Here is an 18,975-nt window from a genome sequence, read left to right on the forward strand (position 1 = left end):
ATGCAGATTCGTGTCGATATTTCTGCCCAGACCTTGTCCCTGTTCGGTGACGACGGCGCCTGCATCCGTCGCTACACGGTGTCCACCGCCAGGAATGGCGCCGGGGAGGAGAAGGGCAGCTACCGCACGCCGCGGGGCCGCCACGTCATCCGGGCACGCATCGGTGCCGGCGCGCCGCTGGGGGCAGCCTTCCGCGGACGCCGCTTCACCGGCGAAGTGTGGTCGCCGGAGCTGGCCGCCGGCGCGCCGCAACGGGACTGGATCCTCACGCGGATCCTGTGGTTGTCGGGCCTGGAGCCGGGGCGGAACCGTCTCGGCAAGGTGGATTCGATGCAGCGCTACATCTACATCCACGGTACGCCCGATAGCGAGCCGATGGGCGTGCCCCTATCCATCGGCTGCGTCCGCATGCGTAACCGGGATGTGGCTGAACTGTTCGATCTGGTCCCGGTGGGGACACTCGTGGACATCCGAGAATGACTGTCCGTGCTCCGACCAAGGTCAATCTCGGCGACTGGGCGGCGTTTTCCGAGCAGGCCACGCCGATCCGCTTCCGGGTTTTCGTCGATGAGCAGGGCGTGCCGGCGGACATGGAGCTCGATGAGTTCGATGACGTGTCATGCCACGCGCTGGCCTTTGTTGGCGACGAGCCGGTGGGAACCGGGCGTCTGCTCCCCGATGGGCATGTCGGGCGCATGGCAGTGCTCGCAGCCTGGCGGGGGCGGGGCGTCGGCGCGGCTCTCTTGCAGGGCTTGATCGACGAGGCGGTGCGAAGGGGGATGGGCCGGCTGGTGCTGAGTGCCCAGACCCATGCCCTGGGCTTCTACACCCGTTTCGGCTTCGTACCGGAAGGTGAGGTCTACGACGAGGCCGGCCTGCCGCATCAGGCCATGGTGCGCCAGCGCTAGCCGGGTTCGGCCTTGCCGGCGTCCGCTGCCGCGGGCTGCCGGAACAGATGTGCGTGGAACCAGTCCGCTGCCTTGGTGGCGGCATCGTCCAGCGCGCCCGGTTCGCGGAAATGCTCGTCGGTGCCGGCAATGGTCCGCCAGTCCTTGGTGCAGGTGAGGAGGTCGAAGGCTTGCCGGACGGCCGGCAGGCCGCTGTCCTTTTCTCCGACCACGAAACGCGTCGGGCAGACGATCTGCCGCAGTGGCGAGATGCCTGCCAGGCCGGGGCGGCCGCCGCGCAGTACCAGCGCATCGACGGCCATTGGCTCCTTCGACAGCGCGCGTACGGCAGCGGCGCTGCCGGTGCTGCTGGCGACCAGGCCGACGGGCAGTGCAACGAGCGGAGGCTGATGCCGAAGCCACTCGAAGAGCGCATTGATGCGCTGGCCGAGGAGCGGCGAATTGTAGCGGGTGTCCGGGTCGCGGGTTTCCTCGTAATGGGTCAGCAGATCGAAGATCAGTGTGGCGAAACCCGCTTCCTGCAGGCGTTTGGCGAAATGGGCCTCGCGGGATTCCCGATGGTTGCCGACCGAGTTCTGGGCAATCAGGATCAGGCCCGCGGCATCGGGAGAATGGGCCAGCAGGGCTTCGAGCCAGATCGGGCCGGCGGCGATGCTCAGAGGGGTTTGACGCAGTTTCATCATGATGGTGCGCGGATTTTTCGCTCAACGATGGCACGCCGGAGAGCGCCGGGCAAGGGCGTGCCGCACCCTATTGGACGTGAATGTGCACTGGAACACGGCGCGGGCCGAAAGCGCCGCGGAATTCGCCAAAGCGGCCGGCCAGCCGGTGCCCGCAGGCCGTGCAGGTGCCCTGGGCGTCGAGTCGATAGGCGAGGATCGCGTACCAGTCCCGTTCGATGACGGGTTGCCCGCAGTCGGGGCAGTAGGTGGTGCCGCCTTCCGGATCGTGCACATTGCCGGTGTAAACATAGTGCAGGCCGGCATCGCGGGCGATGCGGCGAGCCTTGCTGAGGGTGGCCGGCGGCGTCGGCGGAGTCTGGTCGAGCTTGTAGTCCGGGTGGAAGGCGGTGAAGTGCAGCGGCACGTCCGGGCCGAGCTCCGTGGCGATCCAGTTGGACAGGGCGGTGATTTCCTCGTCGCTGTCGTTGAGGCCGGGGATCAGCAGCGTCGTGATCTCCACCCACACCTGCGTCTCATGATGTAGGTAGAGCAGGGTGTCGAGCACGGGCGTCAGGTGGGCGCCGGTCTGGCGGACGTAAAAGTCTTCGGTGAAGCCTTTGAGGTCCACGTTGGCGGCGTCCATCACCGCGTAGAAATCCCGGCGGGCGGCCGGACTGATGTAGCCGGCCGTCACCGCAACGGTGGCCAGGCCGTGGGCGTGGCAGGCGTCGGCGGTGTCCATCGCGTATTCGGCGAAGATGACCGGGTCGTTGTAGGTAAAGGCCACGCTGCGGCAGCCGTGACTGGCGGCGACGCGGGCAATGTCGTCGGGCGAGGCGGCGTCCATCAGCCGGTCCATGTCGCGGCTCTTGGAAATGTCCCAGTTCTGACAGAACTTGCAGGCCAGGTTGCAGCCGGCGGTGCCGAAGGAGAACACGCTGGAGCCCGGGTAGAAGTGGTTCAGCGGCTTCTTTTCGATGGGGTCGATGCAGAAGCCCGAACTGCGCCCGTAGGTGGTCAGCACCATCTTGCCATCCACCATCTGGCGCACGAAGCAGGCGCCGCGCTGGCCTTCATGCAGGCGGCAGTCCCGTGGGCACAGGTCGCACTGGATGCGGCCGCCGTCGATGGGATGCCAGTAACGGGCAGGATGGTCGGACATGATCTACTCCGGTTCGCTGCCCTCGTGCCATTTCTGGACCTGGTAGCGGGCCAGCATCACGTTGGGACCCCAGAAATCGGCCGGCAGGCGGGCCTTGCGCTTGAGCGCCGCCATGAAGTCACGGGGATCGGGCAGTTGATCCCACACCTGGGGCAGGAAGGTGGCTTTCTGACAGCCGTTGAAAAAGATCACGCCGTCGCGCCCCGGCACCAGCTGGGCGAGTGCGTCGGCCTCGTCGCGGAACTCCATGAAGTCGGGTTCGCTGAGCAGGGACACCTCGATGCGGACCTGCCCGAACTCCTTTGCCGACAATGGCGGAAAGCGGGGGTCGCGCAGCGCGGCGGCCACGGCGTTCTCGCGCACATCCTCGCCGAGGGCGCGGTGGGCGTTGAGGCTGCCGATGCAGCCGCGCAACTCGCCATCGATCGTTAGAGTGACGAAGCTTGCGCCCCGTTCCTTCAGCTGCGGGTGGTCGGGTGGTTGCGTGGCGGATTGCCCGAGGGCGTCGGCAATCGCCTGGCGGGCGTGGCCAAGCAGGGCCGGGCCGAGCGTGTCAGTGGTGGGCATGCTGGCGGTCCTCGGAAAAGGCGATCGAGGCGTAGCCGACCACGTGTTCCCGGTCGCCGGCGGTGTCGCCCGAGTTGCGCAGGTCGAGCACGTGAGGCGTCAGGTGGTGGCGGATGGCCGCGAGGAGCAGGCCGTTGATGGCGCCAGCGCCGCAGGCCTGCTCGCTTTCCAGGCGGGCGTCGAGCTGGCGGATCTGCGCGATGGTGGCCTTGTCGCGCAGTTGTGCCTGGCGATAGGGGTGGTAGTGGGACAGGTCGGAGCTGATGACGATCAGGGTCTCCGGGCCGCCCCACAGGGTTTCCAGCACTTTCGCCACCGTGTGCGGATCGACATCGCCAACAGCGATCGGCAGGATCTCGAAGTGATTCAGGGTGGTCTGCAGGAAAGGCAGCTGCACTTCGATGGCGTGTTCGTCCGCATGGGGGCGGTCGTCCACGATCACGCCGGGCAGCGCCCGCGCCTGCAGCCAGGCATCCCTGTCCACCGCCACGGCGCCAAGAGGCGTGAGGAAGCTCTGCGCCGCCGGGATGGCCATGCCGCGTACCGCAACCCGGTGGGTCGGACAGAGGATCAACACACGGCGGATGACGTTGCGCCGCTGTGAGAGTTCGCCATAGGCGCTGGCTGCCACCGCACCCGAGTAGATGTAGCCGGCGTGGGGAACGACCAGCGCCTTCGGCGCTTCGACGACTTCGGCGGGAATGGCCGACGACAAAAGACCTGCTACCTGTGCATGCAGGCTGTGGGGATCCGCCGGGTAGAACATGCCGGCAACCGCCGGCAGACGTTGGGACGCGTGAGCCATGATTTCCTTCTATTCGCTACAGGCTTGCCTGATTCCATTATAGGGAGGTGCGCAGCAACCAGACGATGCCGGTGCCCAGCCCGGCGCCGACGACCAGCATGCCGCCCAGGACGCGCCGGCCGAGCATCTGCCCGCCAAGGGCGAAAGCCAGCCCCGCCTTGAAGGCCAGGTTGGCCAGCATGGCCAGCAGGATGGCGATCGCAGATGGCATCAATTCGAGCTTGCCGATATTGAGCAGGCGCAGGGTCGACAGGGTGATGGCATCCACATCGGTCAGACCCGAGGCGAAGGCCAGCAGATACAAGCCCCCCTGCCCGGCAATGTCCGACAGCCAGGCCGCGCACACCAGCACGCCGGCGTAAAGCAGGCCGAAACCCATCGCCGTGCGCAGTTCGGTCGGGTTGCGGGTTTCCGGTATCGGCAAGGTATTCTGGCTGGACAGCTGGCGCCAGTCGAAGGCAATGACCACGCCGCCGACAACGACCGCCAGCACGCAGCCGGTCACCAGCAGCGGGGTGATGTCCGGCGACAGCGCGCCGGCAATCGCCAACACCCGCACGACCATGATCAGGTTGGCGAGCAGGATGACCAGCTTGGCCGTCGGTGCCATGGCCGGGTTCTCGCGAGCATGGCGGGAGAACACCATGGTCGTGGCGGTGCTGGAGACGAGCCCGCCGAGCAGTCCGAGCAGCGGTGCGCCGTAACGGGCGCCGACCAGACGCAGCGCGGCGTAGCCGGTGAGGCTGACGCCGGAGATCAGCACGACCATCAGCCACACCTGATGGGGGTTGATCGCTTCGTAAGGGCCGAAGCCCCGGTCCGGCAGGATCGGCAGCACGATCAGCGACAGCACCGAGAATTGCAGGATCGAGCGCCAGTCCTGGCTGGTCAGGCGGGCGGCGACGCCGCGCAGCTCGGACTTGAAATAGAGCAGCATCGTCGAGCCGACCGCCGCCATGACGGCCAGCCGACCGTGTCCCAGCCAGACCAGGGCGCCGAGGCAGTAACAGACCAGCAGCGCCACCACGGAGGTGGTGCCCGGGTCGTTGGGTTCGGGCTGGCGGTAGTTGGCGGCGATGATCGTCGAGGCGACCAGTGCGAAACCGCCGACCAGAAACGCGGGTTCGGAGAGTTGCTCGGTGAGAAGCCCGGCCAGGGCACCGAGCAGGCCGGTCAGCCCGAAGGTGCGCACGCCGGCGAGGGCTGACGGGCGGCGTTCCCGCTCCAGGCCCATCAACAGGCCGATCGCAGTGGCCAGGGCCAGGGCTTCCAGTTCGCGGGGATCGAAGGCTTGTGAGAACAGCATGATGGGTTCTCCGAAAAGGCGTACGGCTTAATCAGCGGCAGGATCGTGGGTGACATTGAGTAGAATCGCGCGATGCGAAATCCTACGACCCGTTGTTATGCGATGGTGCCGGCGGCCGGAAGCGGCAGCCGGATGGGCAGCGAACAGCCCAAACAATATCTTTCCCTGCTCGGCGAGCCTCTGATCCGACACACCCTGGCGGTACTGTGTGCATCGCCGGTGATCGATCGGGTCTATGTGGTCCTTTCTGTGGGTGATCAGGAATGGGACCGCCATGACTGGAGCCCTTTCGGCAACCGTCTGGTGCCCCTGTTCTGCGGCGGAGCGTCGCGGGCGGACAGCGTGCTCAATGGCCTGCGCGCCATTGCCGATGATACGTCCGAATCCGACTGGGTTCTCGTTCACGACGCGGCGCGGCCCTGCCTGGCGCCGTGGCATATCGAGAACCTGGTGCGCGAGCTGATCCATGACGAGGTGGGCGGCATCCTGGCGGTACCGGTGGCCGACACCCTCAAGCGTGAGGACAGCCAGCACCGCATCGCTGCCACCGTGCCGCGGGATGGCCTGTGGCAGGCCCAGACGCCGCAGATGTTCCGCTACGTGATGCTCAAGCGTGCGCTGGAAAATGCCCGCCACGTCACCGACGAAGCCAGTGCCATCGAGGCCATGGGCCTCAAGCCGCGCCTGGTACGCGGCGATCCGACCAATCTGAAGGTCACCTTCCCCCTCGACCTGCACCTGGCCGAGTGGATTCTTCAACATCGCGAGGCTTAGAGATGAATGTTCCGTTCCGCATCGGGCAGGGCTTCGACGTCCACGCTCTCGTTCCGGGCCGTCCGCTGATCATCGGCGGCGTGACGATCCCGTTCGCCCGCGGGCTGCTCGGCCATTCCGACGCCGATGTACTGCTGCACACGATCACCGACGCCATCCTCGGCGCCGCCGGCCTGGGCGATATCGGCCGGCATTTTCCCGACACCGATCCGCGCTTCGAGGGGGCCGATTCCCGTGTGCTGCTGCGCGAGGCCGCTGCCGCGGCGCGGGCCGCCGGCTGGCAGACCATCAACGTGGATGCGACGGTGATCGCCCGGGCGCCGAAGATCCTGCCTCATGTGCCGGCGATGATCGCCAACATCGCGGCCGACCTGGGCGTGGAGCCGGCCGTCATCAACGTCAAGGGCAAGACTACCGAGAAGCTCGGCTTCACCGGCCGCGGCGAAGGTATTGCCGCCCAGGCGGTGGCGCTGCTGGCCCGCGTGGATGGCTGAAGAAAGCCGTCGGCTGTTCGTGGCCCTGTGGCCCGGGCCGGCACTGGCCGACCGCCTGCATGACCTGGCCGGCGAGGCCCACCGCGACTGTGGTGGGCGAAGGATGCGGAGGGAGACCCTGCATCTCACGCTGGCCTTCATCGGCGCGGTGCCGGCGGACCGGCTGCCGGAGCTCCTGGCCTTGCTGGGGCAGCTGCGGGCGCCACGTTTTCAAGTGCAGTTGAATTCCCTCGGCTACTGGCCACACAACCATATCGTGTGGGCGGGGTGTGCGGAACCGCCGCCGGCCCTGCTGCAGCTGGCAGCCGACATCCGCCGGCAGACGGCGGCGATCGGCCTGCCGGCCAGCGGGCCGGCCTTTGTTCCGCACATGACCCTGCTGCGCAAGGCGACAGCCACCTGCACGCCTCCGGTTGCGGAGCCGGTTGTGTGGGATGTTGTCGAATGGGTGCTGGTGGAGTCCTGTCTGACGCCGCATGGCGCGGACTATCACCGGGTGGCAGGCTGGGCGCTGGATTGAGCGGACACGGGCGGGTGGACAAAAATCAGGCGGCAACGATGGGCATCGCAGCCGCCTGAAAGTGCGCTGACCCGAACGGGCGCGCGGGGAGGTCAGAGGAGACCTTGTTGCAACCTGACGAATGGCTCAGACGAACAGACATCCTTCCAGATGATCACGCAGTGCGGGCTCCGGCGTCTTGGTGTAGTCCTTCTCGAAGCGGTCGGTGATCAGTTGTGCTGTCGGTCGGTCGAGGACGGCGTTGAGCATGCCCATGAACGCAGGTGGTGCGATGACGATGGCGCGGCCGAATAGATTGCGGCTGCGTCCGAGATAGAGCTCCTTGGCGAGCTTCTGGGCAAAACTGCGGGCGGCGTTCTCTTTGGGTGGGGTCTGCTGCTCCCGCGAACCGTGTCCGCTGATGGATGCCTGCATCTGCCCGGCGCGATCGGACGAGAGTTCGGAATTCTTCATGCGGCTGGCGGGGTGGGCGATTTCCTTCACGAGTTGCAGGCCCTGCTTGGGCCCGAGGTTTGCATAGAGGCGGGCGAGACTCGCGTTGGCGACCAGAATCCAGGTAATAGCCATGTATTGCTCTCCACACTTGGTAAGGAATGCCGAGGCGGCTTACCCACTGTAGACAGCGGATCGGGGGAGTTCAAAGTTTTGTTGCAGGAATGCCGTTGGTTTTATTGCGGCAAGGTTTCGTGGGCCGCGGGGTCCTGTTGATAGAAGCGGGAAAGCTGTGTGTAAACAGCGGGGTATTCTGACTTCAAGCGCCCGGGTGTCTCGAAAAAAGCCTCGCTCATGACGGCGAAAAACTCGGCCGGGTGCTCGGCGCCATACGGGTCCAGCAGGGTGTCTTCGCCGCCGTCCACGCGCCGGCAGAAATCGTCGAACGCCGGTTGAAAGGCCGCCGCCCAGTCGGTGGCGGGCATATCGGCGGGAAGGGCCGGGTAGCCGTCCACTTCACCATTGCCCATGTCCAGCTTGTGGGCGAATTCGTGGATGACCACGTTGATGCCGACCGGCTGCGCTTCGCCGTCGAACCACGAGAGCAGCACCGGGCCGTTCTCCCAGGCTTCGCCAAGGACTTCGTCGTCGTATTCGTGGACGATTCCATCCTCATCGACGACGCTGCGCGGAATGACGAAGTCGCCGGGATAGACCACGATGCCGACCCAGTCGGCATAAGCATCGAGGCCGATGTGGAGGATCGGCAGGCAGGCTTGCAGGGCAATGGACAGCAGCATGTCGTCGGTGACATCCACGCCCTCCGCGCCATGCACCTGCTTGTCGGCGAGGAACTCGAGGGCGAGACGGCGCAGGCGCGGGCGCTCCTCCGCAGGCAGGAAGTCGAGGAAGGGCAGGCTCTGCTCAATGCGTGCCCACTGGGCGGGAGCCACCTGCATGCGGTCGGCGGCACGCTGGCGGCGCCAGCGGCGGAAAGCGGAGAACATGGCGGGTCGATGTCTGTCGAAGGAGCCGGCGGTGCGATGAGCGCACCATCCGCGTGTTGTCGGTCACCCGAACACGATGAAGATCAAGCTTTGTGGCGTCAGCCTATAGGATAATGCCGGCATGGTTGCCGTTACACATTCGATATCCCAGTCAGTGTCCGCGTTCTCCGCGGTCGAATTATTGTGCGAGGGGCTCGGCCCCGATGATGCTGCGCGGGTCGGTGTCGCCCTGGAGTGGGTCCAGCCCCTCTATGGGGAACGCACCCTCGGCACCAACGAACCCATCTGGCAGCACGCCCTCGGCACTGCGCTGATCGTCGCGTCCCTGCGCCTCGATGCGGATACGCGCGTCGCGGCACTGTGTTTTGCACTTGGCGACGTACTGGACCATTCCGGCGAACAGGTCACCGCCCGCTTTGGCGAAGGGGTGGCGAGCCTGGTGGATGGCCTGCGCAAGCTCAACGGGCTGCGCGTCATCACGCGCATGACCACCACCGCCAGCGCGCCGGAGATCCGCGCCCAGAGCGAGGTGTTGCGCAAGATGCTGCTGGCCATGGTGGAGGACATCCGCGTGGTGTTGCTGCGGGTCTCGTCGCGTACTCAGACGCTGCGCTATTTCACCGATCACCCGGGCAAGATCCGCGAGTCCATCGCCCGCGAGAGTCTCGACATCTATGCGCCGCTGGCCAACCGGCTCGGTATCTGGCAGCTCAAGTGGGAGCTGGAGGACCTGTCCTTCCGCTTCCTGGAGCCGGAAACCTACAAGCGCATCGCACGCATGCTCGACGAGCGTCGTGTCGAGCGCGAGCAGTTCATCGTGGATGCCGTCGCCCGCCTGAAGAGCGAAGTGGAGGCGATCGGCATCAAGGCCGAGGTCTATGGCCGGCCGAAGCACATCTACAGCATCTACAACAAGATGCGCGCCAAGCGCCTGGATTTCTCGCAGATCTACGACGTGCGCGCGTTGCGGGTGCTGGTTGCCGAGGTGAAGGACTGCTATGCGGTGCTGGGCATCGTGCACCAGATCTGGACGCCGATCCCCAAGGAGTTCGACGACTACATCTCGATGCCCAAGGGCAACAATTACCAGTCGCTGCACACCGCCGTGTATGCCGGTGACGGACGCGCGCTGGAGGTGCAGATCCGCACCTACGGCATGCACAACCACGCTGAACTGGGCGTGGCGGCGCACTGGCGCTACAAGGAAGGGTCGGGTGCGTCGAGTGGCGAGTACGACGAAAAAATCGCCCTGCTGCGCAGCCTGCTGTCATGGCGCGACGAGGTCACCGATTCTGCGGACTGGCTCGAGCAGTTCAAGCGGGCCTCCCTCGACGACACGATCTACGCCCTCACGCCCCAGGGGCGGGTCATCGACCTGCCGCGCGGGGCGACGCCGATCGACTTCGCCTACCGGGTGCACACCGATCTCGGCCATCGCTGTCGCGGTGCCAAGGTCAACGGGCAACTGGTCACCCTCAACACGCCGCTGGAAAACGGCCAGACGGTGGAGATCATGTCCACCAAGGAGGGTGGGCCGTCCCGCGACTGGCTCAATGTGCAGCAGAACTATGTGGCTACGCCGCGGGCACGCCAGAAGATCAAGCAGTACTTCAGCGCGCTTGAAGAAGAGGAGTTGCTGGTCCGTGGCCGCAGTGTGCTGACCAAGGAAATCCAGCGCGAAGGGCATGGCCAGGTCAATCTCGAGGATCTCGCCACTCGCCTGGGTTTCAAGAGTCCCGATGCGCTGTTCGTCGCTGCCGGGCGCGGCGAGGTCGGGCCGCGGGCGATCCAGGTGGCGCTGCGTGGGGCGGACGCCCTGGAGTCGCCGCCGGAGACGCCGGAGGTGGTCATCGGCCAGAGCCATTCGGGCGACGCCAGCGATACGATCCTGATCGTCGGCGTCGGCAAGCTGATGACCTCCCTCGGCCGCTGCTGCAAGCCGGCGCCGCCGGACGCGATCCAGGGCTACGTCACCCGCGGCCGTGGGGTGTCCATCCACCGGGTCGAATGCCGGGACTTCCAGGCGCTGGTGAGCCGGCATCCGGAGCGACTGGTCAGTGCCCAGTGGGGGGAGGCGGCCAAGGTCACCAAGGAAGTCGCCGTCTTCCCGGTGGACGTGCTGGTCCATGCGATGGACCGGCAGGGGTTGCTGCGCGACATCTCCGAAGTGTTGTCGCGGGAAAAGCTCAACGTGATCGCCGTGAATACCCTCAGCCGCAAGGGGGCGGCGCGGATGCGCTTCACGCTGGAGGTGCAGGGTGTGCACCAGATCCAGCGGGCCGTCACCCTGATCCGGGAGGTCAAGGGCGTCACCGACGTGGAGCGCGGCTGAGGCGTGATCGACGCTAGCCGCCTCGAGCGGCATCACTTCGCGTGGCTGTCCATCGCCGCGGCGGTGGCGACCATCGGCCTGAAGACCCTGGCCTGGTGGCTGACCGGCTCGGTGGGCCTGCTGTCCGACGCGCTGGAGTCCTTCGTCAACCTGGCGGGCGCCACCTTCGCGTTGTGGATGATCCTGGTCACCCGGGATCCACCAGACCGGCGCCATCCCTTCGGGCACGGCAAGGCGGAGTACTTTTCCAGCGGCTTCGAGGGGATCCTGATCCTCGGCGCTGCGGTGGCGATCATCTGGGCCGGCGTGGAGCGCCTGATCTACCCGGCGCCGCTCGAATCGGCCGGTTGGGGGCTGGCTTGGTCGGCGGCGGCCACCGTCATCAACTTCGCTGTGGCCCGGGTGCTTGGCCGGGCCGGCGAGCGCTTCGACTCGATTGCCTTGCGGGCGGACTCCCGCCATCTGATGACCGATGTGTGGACTTCCGTCGGCGTCATCTCAGGTGTCGCCCTGGTCGCGCTGACCGGCTGGCTGGTGCTCGACCCCTTGATCGCGATTGCCGTCGGTCTGCATATCACGCTGGAGGCCTGGCACTTGCTGCGGGAGTCGGTCGATGGTCTGATGGATCGCAGCATGGACCGCGTGGCCATGGAGCGGGCGATTGGTGTGCTCGAATCCTTCCATTGTCGCGGCGTCGCTTTCCAGGGCTTGCGCACCCGCCGGGCCGGGGCTTCGTCCTTTCTGCAGGTGGTGGTCCTGGTGCCGGGGGACTGGAGCGTGAGCGAGGGACATGCACTGCTCGACGAGATCGAGGCGGCGCTCGGCAAGGCCCTGCCGGGCACCGAAGTGACGACCCATCTGGAGCCCTTGCCCTGAGCTTGGTGTCGGGGCGGATTTCTCAAGGCTGGATTCCATCCCCGAAATGAGGTCCGCAGGCAGTAAAATCGCGGCATTTCCGAATCCGGGCAGTCCCCATGATTTTCGTGTTGTCCCCCGCCAAGGCGCTCGACTACGAGACGCCGCCCACCACCCCGCGTTTTACCGAACCCGACTATCTGGACGATGCCGCCGAGCTGATTGCCGGTCTGCGCGAGCTGTCCCATGCCGAGGTCGCACGGCTGATGGATCTGTCGGACCCGCTGGCCGCGCTCAATGTGGCGCGTTATACCGAATGGTCACGGCCTTTTACGCCTGAGAATGCGAAGCCGGCGGTGCTGGCCTTCAACGGCGACGTGTATGACGGACTCGATGCGCGCAGCCTCGACGAGGCCGACCTGGATTACGCCCAAGCGCACCTGCGCATCTTGTCCGGCCTGTACGGCCTGCTGAAGCCGCTGGACCTGATGCAGCCCTATCGTCTGGAAATGGGCACCCGCTTCAAGAATGGCCGTGGCAAGGATCTGTACGCATTCTGGGGCATGACCCAGACCGAGGCGCTGAACCGCCTGCTGGCGCGGGACGAGGCGGCGGGCCATGAACCGGTGCTGGTCAACCTGGCCTCCGAGGAATACTTCAAGTCGGTCAAGCCGGCCCAGCTGAAGGGGCGCCTGCTCAACATCGGTTTCGAGGACTGGAAGGGTGGGCGCTACAAGATCATCAGCTTCTACGCCAAGCGCGCCCGCGGTCTGATGGCACGGTACGCGATCACCCACCGGGTCGACGAAGTGGCGCAGTTGAAGGACTTCGACCTCGACGGTTATGCCTTTGCCGCCGAAGCCTCCGATGCGGATCGCTGGGTTTTCCGGCGCCGCGAGGACTGACGGGAGCTGGGCGTGGCGAATCCGCAAAAGATCGCGCAGCTGGCGCGCATGAAGGGACTGGCAGCCGCTGCGTTGCTGGCCGTCGCAGCCTTGTTCGTGCTGGCCCGCTATCAAGGCTGGCCGTGGGTGGCGGCCTTTGCCGAGGCGGCGACGATAGGCGCGCTGGCCGACTGGTTCGCGGTGGTGGCCTTGTTCCGCCATCCGCTTGGGCTGCCCATTCCCCACACGGCGATCCTGCCGCGCAACAAGGCGCGGCTGGCCGACAACATCGCCGAGTTCATCCGCGACAAGTTCCTCGACACCGCGTCGCTGGTGGCCCGCCTGCGCAGTGCCAATCCGGCCGAGCGGCTGGCTGGCTGGTTGAAGGACCCCAAGAACGCGACCATCTTCGCCGAGCGGCTGGTGGTGGTGATGGCCGAGTCCCTGGACTTCATGGATGACCCGCGCGTGCGGCGGCTGGCGCTGCATGCACTGCGTCGGCGGGCGGGCAGCCTGGACATGGCCGACAGCATGGGCGGCATTCTCGATGCGCTGACCCAGGGCGGACGCCACCAGGCCCTGCTCGACGAGAGCATCCACAAGCTGGCTCAATGGCTGGACGAGCCTGGCGTGCGCCACAGTTTCGCAAGCATGATTCTCGACGTGGCCGCGCGGGAATATCCGAAGGTGGTTGCGACCCTCGGTTTCGTCGGCATCGACCCGACCGAACTCGGCGACAAGGTGGCGACCGGCATCGTTGCCGGCGTGCATGGCCTGCTCGACGACATCGCCACCAATCCCGACCATCCGCGCCGGGCGGCCTTCGACGAAGTGGTGACCCGCTACATCGGGCGCCTCAAGAGCGACGAGGCCTTCCGGGCCCAGGTGGACCAGATGAAGCGGGAGTTCCTCGCCCATCCGGCGGTGGGCACGTATTTGCGGGATCTGTGGGACGAACTGCGTGCCTGGCTGGGGCGCGACATGGCCAGCGCGGACTCGATGATCCGCCAGCGCATCGCGTCGGCCGCGGGGGCGCTCGGCACCAGCCTGGCCGCCAACGAGGCGCTGCGGGACTCCCTCAACGAACACCTGGAGAAGACCGTGGAAAGCCTGGCGCCGGAGCTGCGTACGGGCCTGGCCGGTCATATCGCCAGCACCGTGCGGGCCTGGAACGACGAGGATCTCGTGCGCGAGATCGAAGTCAGCGTCGGCCGCGACCTGCAGTTCATCCGTCTCAACGGCACCTTCGTCGGCGGCCTCATCGGCCTGGCCCTGTACGCGGTGACCCAACTCCTGACCTGATCCAGCCATGACCCTCAGAATCAGCAGCAACTTCGACTCCGGCGCCATCGAGGTGCTGTCCGTGGAACGTCCGGACGACATTCGCCTGCGCCTGCGGGCCGATCAGGGTGTGAGCGGCGACGGGACCTTCCGCCAGTGGTTCCATTTCCGTCTGCATGGCGCAGCGGGGCAGGGCGTGCGGATGGTCTTCGAGAACGCGGCCGAGGCTGCCTATCCGGATGGCTGGCCGGATTATCGCTGTGTGGCGTCCTACGATCGCCAGCACTGGTTCCGCATCAGTTCGACCCGTTATGAGAACGGGCAACTGATCGTTGAGCACACGCCGGAACGCAATAGCATCTACTACGCCTATTTCGAGCCGTATTCCCACGAGCGCCACCTGGATCTGCTGGGGCGGGTCGAGATGTCGCCCTTTGCGTCGGTAAGCAACCTGGGGGCGACGGTGGACGGTCGCGACCTGGACCTGGTCACCGTCGGCCGCGCTGCGCCGGGCAAGCGGCCGCTGTGGATCATCGCGCGCCAGCATCCGGGCGAGAGCATGGCCGAGTGGTTCGTTGAGGGCCTGCTGGAACGCCTGCTCGACGCGGCCGATCCGGTGGCCCGCCGCATCCGCGAACACGCGGTGCTTTACATCGTGCCGAACATGAACCCGGACGGAGCGATCCGCGGCAACCTGCGTACCAACGCGGCCGGAGCCAACCTCAACCGGGAGTGGCGCGCGCCGAGCGCCGAGCGCAGCCCCGAGGTATTGCTGGTGCGCCAGGCGATGGAGACGAGGGGCATCGACCTGTTCCTCGATATCCACGGAGACGAGGCTCTGCCTTATGTGTTCTTCTCGACCGCGGAGGAGGTGCCAGGCTTCTCGGATGAGCAGAAGCGCCGCCAGGCGCGTTTCGTCGAGCGTTTTCAGGTGGTGAGCCCGGATTTCCAGACCGAGCACGGCTATCTCAACGGGCGTTTCAAGGACGAGTTGCTGAGCCTGGCCTCGAAGTGGGTGGCCCACAGCTTTGGTTGCGTCTCCCTGACCCTGGAAATGCCGTTCAAGGACAATGCCAACCTCCCTGATGGTCTGAATGGCTGGAACGGCGAGCGCAGCAAGCGCCTTGGCGCGGCCATGCTCAATCCCATCCTCGGCCATCTGACGGACTGAGCGTGCGTGGGGCCGGTGCCTTGCGCCGGATCCATGAACCGTAACATTACAGTCATACAATCCACCGACCCTTCATCCCACGGAGCCGGGCGACGTCCCGTTTCCGACCGCTTGTCGGATTGAATCCTATGCGTATCCATTCTTTCGCCGGCCCCCGCTGCAGGGGACGCCGGTCATTGTCTGCATTGGCCCTCGGCCTGCTCGCCGGCCTGGTTGCACCAGGGCAAGCAAGTGCTGAATCACAAGACACCGAGACGTGGACTGCACGTTTTCAGACGACTTATGTGTGGCAGAACAAGCCGGCATTCCATGCGGACTACAGCGGCCGCAACAGTCTGACCGCCGACCACGACAAGAGCTACACGGCAACGGCGACAGCCTTCCTAGGCTTCCGACCATGGACGGGGGGCGAACTGTACTTCAACGGGGAAGAGACCCAGGGACGACCGTTTTCAAACCTGGAGGGTACTGCGGCGTTCACGAACGGGGAATTGACGCGGACCGCCGGTTCCCGTCCGAAGTCGTACCGCCAGCGCCTGTTTCTGCGCCAGACCTGGGGGCTGGGCGGTGAGCAGGAACATCAAGAGGGCGACCTGAACCAGATGGCCGGTTTCGTGGACAAGAACCGGGTGGTGCTGACTGTCGGTAATTTTTCGTTGCTCGATGTTTTTGACGATAACGTCTACGCCAAGGACCCCCGTGTCCATTTCATGAATGCTGCGTTCATGGCGCCGCTGGCCTACGACTACGCCGCTGACGCACGAGGTTTCGGCTGGGGTTATACGCTCGAGTGGTATCAGGATGACTGGGCAGTGCGCATCGGCCGGATGACCGGCCCGCAGGAGCCCAACATGCTTCCCATCGATTCGCGCATCGGCAAACACTATGGCGACCAGATCGAGGTGGAGCGCGCCCACACGCTGTACGGCCAGCCCGGCAAACTCCGCGTGCTGGCCTGGCGCAACCGGGCCCGGCTGGCCCGCTTCGACGATGCGCTCGACTACCTGCGGGCCAATCCGGCAGCCGATCCGCAGGCGATCCTGGCAGTGCGCCATGGCGACCAGATCAAGTTTGGTCTCGGCATCAACCTTGAGCAGGCGATTTCTGCAGATCTGGGTTTCTTCCTGCGCGCAATGAAGGCTGACGGGCGTAGCGAGACCTTTGCGTTCACCGAGACCGACAGCTCGATCGGAACCGGTTTGTCCCTGAAGGGCAATCGCTGGGGGCGGGCGGCGGATACGGTTGGAGTCGGTTATGCCCGCAATGCGCTATCGGGGGATCGTCGCCGATATCTGGAAGCGGGAGGCCTGTCCTTCTTCCTCGGCGATGGCGGACTGAATTATCAGCCGGAGCAGGTCGTCGAGGCCTATTACAGCTTCAATGTGTGGAAAAGCCTCTTCGTGACGGCGGATGCCCAGCGGCTGTGGAACCCGGGTTACAACGCCGACCGCGGACCGGCTAATTTCTTTGCCTTGCGCTTTCATGCGGAGTTCTAACGCCGCAAGCGGTGAGGGCGGAGAGCCTTCGGGGGAGCAAAAAGACGGGCATCGAGGTGCCCGTCTTTTTTTGATGAATTTGTTTATTTAATGGAGATTTTTTGGATGTGACAGAGTTTGCAAAAAACTGATGCCAAACGGTTTGTTTTTGCAAACTGCGTATAAATTAACTTGTCTCTCCGATTCCTGGTCGCAGAATTCATGAGTTTAGTTTTTTGCATTCTGCCTTGGCGGATTGTCCTACTGGCTTGACGCAGGCCCGCCGCAAGGTTGCGAAGCCGGGCGATTGGCCTTCTGAGGCATCCGCCGCTTGAACGGAGAACAATCAGACTTATGTCGAAGCTGGCCCGAGTAGGGTGGTACTGGAATCGCCTGCGCAGCCTGTCGGTGGCGGAGATCGTGAATCGGGCCGGCACTGAGGCGACCCAGGCCGCGGGGCGCGGGCGTGCGTCGGGCCCGGCTCCTGTGGCGCGACTCGATACGCCCGGCGCATCCTGGTTGCCCGTGGACGAGATGCGGAGCAACTCCTGGGTTCTGCTGCGGGCCGACGAAGTCCTTGCCGGATACTGGAGAGTTCTTGCCCGGGGGCGGATCGAACTCGGTTTTCCGCCGGAATGGAATCGCAATCCGGCCAACGGGGTGCTGCTGCCGCTGACCCATGGCAAGATCATGTCGGTCCGTGATACGGCAGAGGTTGGTGACATCAAGTATCTGTGGGGGCCTAATCGTCATCTGGAACTGGTGTGTCTGGCCCAGGCATGGCGGGGGACGGGGCAGCGGCGTTACCTGGATGGGATCGGGGTCCTGCTGGAAAGCTGGATCGACCAGTGTCCCCCGACGCTTGGCCCCAACTGGTCGAGCGCGCTGGAGGCCGGCGTACGTCTCGTCAATTGGGCGACGGTCTGGCAACTGATCGGGGGGGCGGCTTCGTCCCTGTTCGAATCGCCGGTCGGCCAGGTGCTGAGGAGCGCGTGGCTGGAAAGCGTCTGGTGCCATGCGGAGTTCATCCGTAGTCATCGGTCGCGGCATTCGTCGGTCAATAGCAATCTGATTGGCGAACTGGCCGGTCTGTTCGTCGCAGGGGTCACCTGGCCGTGCTGGGATCAGTCGTCCCAGTGGCGTCGGGATGCGCGGGCGGGGCTGGAGGCGGAGGTGCTGGCCCAGATTGGGCCGGATGGTGTCGATCGGGAGCAGGCGACAGGCGGGCAGCAGTTCGTGTGGGATTGTCTGCTGTTTGCCGGATTGGCCGCTCGGACGACGGGCAAACCGTTCTCCGGGGCCTACTGGCAGCGCATGGAGGCCATGCAGGAATACCTCGCGGCGATCATGGATGCCGGCGGTCATGTGCCCATGTTCGGCGATACGGACGACGCACAACTGAGCGGGCTGGTGCTTGGAGCGGGCGGCGATATCCATCAGTCGCAGCTGGCCACCGCGGCCCTGCTGTTTGGCAACCCGGGGCTGGCGCGCAAGGCAGGTATCGTCGATACGCGCACCCGCTGGTTGCTTGGTGAGGCGCGGTGCCGCGAGTTCGATTCCTTGCTGCTCAAGTCGGCGCCGGCCACCGGGCGTACCGATTTTCCCGATGGTGGCACCTATGTTCTAGGCGCCAACCTGGATACGGCCGATGAGTTTCGGGTTGTTGCCGACGCAGGGCCGCTTGGGCGTGATGGCATTGCCGCCCATGGTCATGCCGATGCGCTTTCATTCACGCTGTCGGTGAGCGGGCGGGAGTTTCTGATCGATCCGGGAACGGGCACTTACCACGGTCCCAGAAAATGGCGCCAAGCATTTCGTGGTACCGCCATGCACAACACGATGACGATCCTGAACCAGGATCAGGCCGTGTCGGGTGGCAAGTTCATCTGGTCGCGGAAATACACGACCCGTGTACTGGAGCGGGACAGCAACCGGGTCGTGGAGAGCCTGATTGCGGAGCATGACGGTTACCGGCGGCTGGCCGGGCGTCCGGTACACCGGCGTAGCTGGCGTCTGGAGAGGCAAAGCGCAAGTTTGACGGTTGTCGACGAGGTGATCGCCAGCACGCCGCAGTCGGTGAGCTTGAATTGGCATTTCAGCGAGGAATGCCACGTGACCTGTACGCCGGACGGGGTGTTGATCGCCAACGGACCGGTGCGTCTGCGGATGACGCTGCCTCCGGACGGGGAGGTGAGCATCCTGAGGGGCTCCGACGAGCCGATGGCCGGCTGGGTTTCCCGCCGCTACGACAACATGGTACCCAGCACGACCCTTGTGTGGCGGGGCCACGTCAGGGGCGGAGAGGTTCTCGAAACCGTCTTGAAACGAGCCTGAGCCCGA

General features: G+C 65.4%; 19 protein-coding genes. 12 read left to right on the forward strand and 7 right to left on the reverse strand.

Annotation, left to right across the window (positions count from 1 at the left end; translation table 11 throughout):
* Both B4920_RS12170 and B4920_RS12175 read left to right on the forward strand, forming a co-directional pair.
* Positions 1 to 480: a L,D-transpeptidase gene (locus B4920_RS12170; RefSeq protein ID WP_079435081.1), complete on the forward strand. Its 480-nt coding sequence runs from the start codon at positions 1 to 3 to the stop codon at positions 478 to 480.
* Complete coding sequence (locus B4920_RS12175) at positions 477 to 908, forward strand: GNAT family N-acetyltransferase (RefSeq protein WP_079434958.1); 432 nt, start codon at positions 477 to 479, stop codon at positions 906 to 908. Before B4920_RS12170 ends, B4920_RS12175 begins: the two co-directional genes overlap by 4 nt.
* Here the strand turns inward: B4920_RS12175 and B4920_RS12180 are convergent.
* The 5 genes from B4920_RS12180 to B4920_RS12195 all read right to left on the reverse strand — a co-directional run bounded on the left by B4920_RS12180 (position 905) and on the right by B4920_RS12195 (position 5,410).
* Complete coding sequence (locus tag B4920_RS12180) at positions 905 to 1,591, reverse strand: dienelactone hydrolase family protein (protein ID WP_079434959.1); 687 nt, start codon at positions 1,589 to 1,591, stop codon at positions 905 to 907. The two genes, B4920_RS12175 and B4920_RS12180, sit on opposite strands and share 4 nt — an antisense overlap.
* A gap of 67 nt (positions 1,592 to 1,658) precedes the next feature.
* Positions 1,659 to 2,732: an AmmeMemoRadiSam system radical SAM enzyme gene (amrS, locus tag B4920_RS12185; protein WP_088179453.1), complete on the reverse strand. Its 1,074-nt coding sequence runs from the start codon at positions 2,730 to 2,732 to the stop codon at positions 1,659 to 1,661.
* A 3-nt stretch (positions 2,733 to 2,735) separates the two neighbouring features.
* Positions 2,736 to 3,299, reverse strand: a complete 564-nt coding sequence (gene amrA, locus B4920_RS28415) for an AmmeMemoRadiSam system protein A (protein ID WP_088179454.1) — start codon at positions 3,297 to 3,299, stop codon at positions 2,736 to 2,738.
* Entirely contained in the window at positions 3,286 to 4,104 is an 819-nt protein-coding gene (gene amrB / locus B4920_RS12190) for an AmmeMemoRadiSam system protein B (protein ID WP_079434960.1), read from the reverse strand. Before amrB ends, amrA begins: the two co-directional genes overlap by 14 nt.
* Before the next feature lie 37 nt (positions 4,105 to 4,141).
* A complete protein-coding gene (locus B4920_RS12195) occupies positions 4,142 to 5,410 on the reverse strand; it encodes an MgtC/SapB family protein (protein ID WP_079434961.1) in 1,269 nt (422 codons plus the stop codon).
* A gap of 72 nt (positions 5,411 to 5,482) precedes the next feature.
* Here B4920_RS12195 and ispD point away from each other — a divergent pair, with 72 nt between their 5' ends.
* The 3 genes from ispD to thpR are packed head-to-tail and all read left to right on the forward strand — an operon-like array spanning position 5,483 to position 7,198.
* The gene (ispD, locus tag B4920_RS12200) at positions 5,483 to 6,184 is read left to right on the forward strand and encodes a 2-C-methyl-D-erythritol 4-phosphate cytidylyltransferase (RefSeq protein ID WP_079434962.1); all 702 of its coding nucleotides are present in this window, start codon (positions 5,483 to 5,485) and stop codon (positions 6,182 to 6,184) included.
* A gap of 2 nt (positions 6,185 to 6,186) precedes the next feature.
* The gene (gene ispF, locus B4920_RS12205; protein WP_079434963.1) at positions 6,187 to 6,678 is read left to right on the forward strand and encodes a 2-C-methyl-D-erythritol 2,4-cyclodiphosphate synthase; all 492 of its coding nucleotides are present in this window, start codon (positions 6,187 to 6,189) and stop codon (positions 6,676 to 6,678) included.
* Positions 6,671 to 7,198 carry an RNA 2',3'-cyclic phosphodiesterase gene (gene thpR / locus B4920_RS12210; RefSeq protein ID WP_079434964.1) on the forward strand — a complete coding sequence of 176 codons (528 nt, stop codon included), beginning with the start codon at positions 6,671 to 6,673 and terminating at the stop codon, positions 7,196 to 7,198. The genes ispF and thpR overlap by 8 nt, the downstream gene beginning before the upstream one ends.
* Positions 7,199 to 7,324: 126 nt before the next feature.
* On the opposite strand, the gene B4920_RS12215 is transcribed toward thpR, so the two are convergent.
* Positions 7,325 to 7,765: a host attachment protein gene (locus B4920_RS12215; protein WP_079434965.1), complete on the reverse strand. Its 441-nt coding sequence runs from the start codon at positions 7,763 to 7,765 to the stop codon at positions 7,325 to 7,327.
* A 101-nt stretch (positions 7,766 to 7,866) separates the two neighbouring features.
* Positions 7,867 to 8,637, reverse strand: coding sequence for a zinc-dependent peptidase (locus tag B4920_RS12220; protein ID WP_079434966.1), 771 nt, complete (start codon positions 8,635 to 8,637; stop codon positions 7,867 to 7,869).
* Positions 8,638 to 8,758: 121 nt separating this feature from the next.
* On the opposite strand from B4920_RS12220, the gene B4920_RS12225 reads away from it, so the two are divergent.
* The 7 genes from B4920_RS12225 (at position 8,759) to B4920_RS12255 (ending at position 18,969) form a co-directional block, all read left to right on the forward strand.
* Positions 8,759 to 10,969, forward strand: a complete 2,211-nt coding sequence (locus B4920_RS12225) for a bifunctional (p)ppGpp synthetase/guanosine-3',5'-bis(diphosphate) 3'-pyrophosphohydrolase (protein WP_079434967.1) — start codon at positions 8,759 to 8,761, stop codon at positions 10,967 to 10,969.
* 3 nt (positions 10,970 to 10,972) lie between these two features.
* Positions 10,973 to 11,845 carry a cation diffusion facilitator family transporter gene (locus tag B4920_RS12230; RefSeq protein ID WP_079434968.1) on the forward strand — a complete coding sequence of 291 codons (873 nt, stop codon included), beginning with the start codon at positions 10,973 to 10,975 and terminating at the stop codon, positions 11,843 to 11,845.
* Positions 11,846 to 11,943: 98 nt separating this feature from the next.
* Complete coding sequence (gene yaaA / locus B4920_RS12235) at positions 11,944 to 12,729, forward strand: peroxide stress protein YaaA (protein ID WP_079434969.1); 786 nt, start codon at positions 11,944 to 11,946, stop codon at positions 12,727 to 12,729.
* Positions 12,730 to 12,741: 12 nt separating this feature from the next.
* Positions 12,742 to 14,010: a DUF445 domain-containing protein gene (locus B4920_RS12240; RefSeq protein WP_254050915.1), complete on the forward strand. Its 1,269-nt coding sequence runs from the start codon at positions 12,742 to 12,744 to the stop codon at positions 14,008 to 14,010.
* Positions 14,011 to 14,017: 7 nt separating this feature from the next.
* Complete coding sequence (locus tag B4920_RS12245) at positions 14,018 to 15,160, forward strand: M14-type cytosolic carboxypeptidase (protein ID WP_079434970.1); 1,143 nt, start codon at positions 14,018 to 14,020, stop codon at positions 15,158 to 15,160.
* A 185-nt stretch (positions 15,161 to 15,345) separates the two neighbouring features.
* Positions 15,346 to 16,656 carry a carbohydrate porin gene (locus tag B4920_RS12250; RefSeq protein ID WP_254050916.1) on the forward strand — a complete coding sequence of 437 codons (1,311 nt, stop codon included), beginning with the start codon at positions 15,346 to 15,348 and terminating at the stop codon, positions 16,654 to 16,656.
* A gap of 333 nt (positions 16,657 to 16,989) precedes the next feature.
* Positions 16,990 to 18,969 (forward strand): alginate lyase family protein, encoded by a 1,980-nt coding sequence (locus tag B4920_RS12255; protein WP_079434972.1) that lies wholly within the window; start codon positions 16,990 to 16,992, stop codon positions 18,967 to 18,969.
* Positions 18,970 to 18,975 lie beyond the last annotated feature (6 nt).

Origin of the sequence: Zoogloea sp. LCSB751, from assembly GCF_002028455.1 — a bacterium.
GTDB lineage: Bacteria > Pseudomonadota > Gammaproteobacteria > Burkholderiales > Rhodocyclaceae > Zoogloea.

Coding starts and splice junctions, on each gene's coding strand:
- B4920_RS12170 (WP_079435081.1), top strand. CDS start 1: ATGCAGATTCGTGTCGATATTTCTGCCCAGACCTTGTCCCTGTTCGGT.
- B4920_RS12175 (WP_079434958.1), top strand. CDS start 477: ATGACTGTCCGTGCTCCGACCAAGGTCAATCTCGGCGACTGGGCGGCG.
- B4920_RS12180 (WP_079434959.1), bottom strand. CDS start 1,591: ATGATGAAACTGCGTCAAACCCCTCTGAGCATCGCCGCCGGCCCGATC.
- amrS (WP_088179453.1), bottom strand. CDS start 2,732: ATGTCCGACCATCCTGCCCGTTACTGGCATCCCATCGACGGCGGCCGC.
- amrA (WP_088179454.1), bottom strand. CDS start 3,299: ATGCCCACCACTGACACGCTCGGCCCGGCCCTGCTTGGCCACGCCCGC.
- amrB (WP_079434960.1), bottom strand. CDS start 4,104: ATGGCTCACGCGTCCCAACGTCTGCCGGCGGTTGCCGGCATGTTCTAC.
- B4920_RS12195 (WP_079434961.1), bottom strand. CDS start 5,410: ATGCTGTTCTCACAAGCCTTCGATCCCCGCGAACTGGAAGCCCTGGCC.
- ispD (WP_079434962.1), top strand. CDS start 5,483: ATGCGAAATCCTACGACCCGTTGTTATGCGATGGTGCCGGCGGCCGGA.
- ispF (WP_079434963.1), top strand. CDS start 6,187: ATGAATGTTCCGTTCCGCATCGGGCAGGGCTTCGACGTCCACGCTCTC.
- thpR (WP_079434964.1), top strand. CDS start 6,671: ATGGCTGAAGAAAGCCGTCGGCTGTTCGTGGCCCTGTGGCCCGGGCCG.
- B4920_RS12215 (WP_079434965.1), bottom strand. CDS start 7,765: ATGGCTATTACCTGGATTCTGGTCGCCAACGCGAGTCTCGCCCGCCTC.
- B4920_RS12220 (WP_079434966.1), bottom strand. CDS start 8,637: ATGTTCTCCGCTTTCCGCCGCTGGCGCCGCCAGCGTGCCGCCGACCGC.
- B4920_RS12225 (WP_079434967.1), top strand. CDS start 8,759: ATGGTTGCCGTTACACATTCGATATCCCAGTCAGTGTCCGCGTTCTCC.
- yaaA (WP_079434969.1), top strand. CDS start 11,944: ATGATTTTCGTGTTGTCCCCCGCCAAGGCGCTCGACTACGAGACGCCG.
- B4920_RS12245 (WP_079434970.1), top strand. CDS start 14,018: ATGACCCTCAGAATCAGCAGCAACTTCGACTCCGGCGCCATCGAGGTG.
- B4920_RS12255 (WP_079434972.1), top strand. CDS start 16,990: ATGTCGAAGCTGGCCCGAGTAGGGTGGTACTGGAATCGCCTGCGCAGC.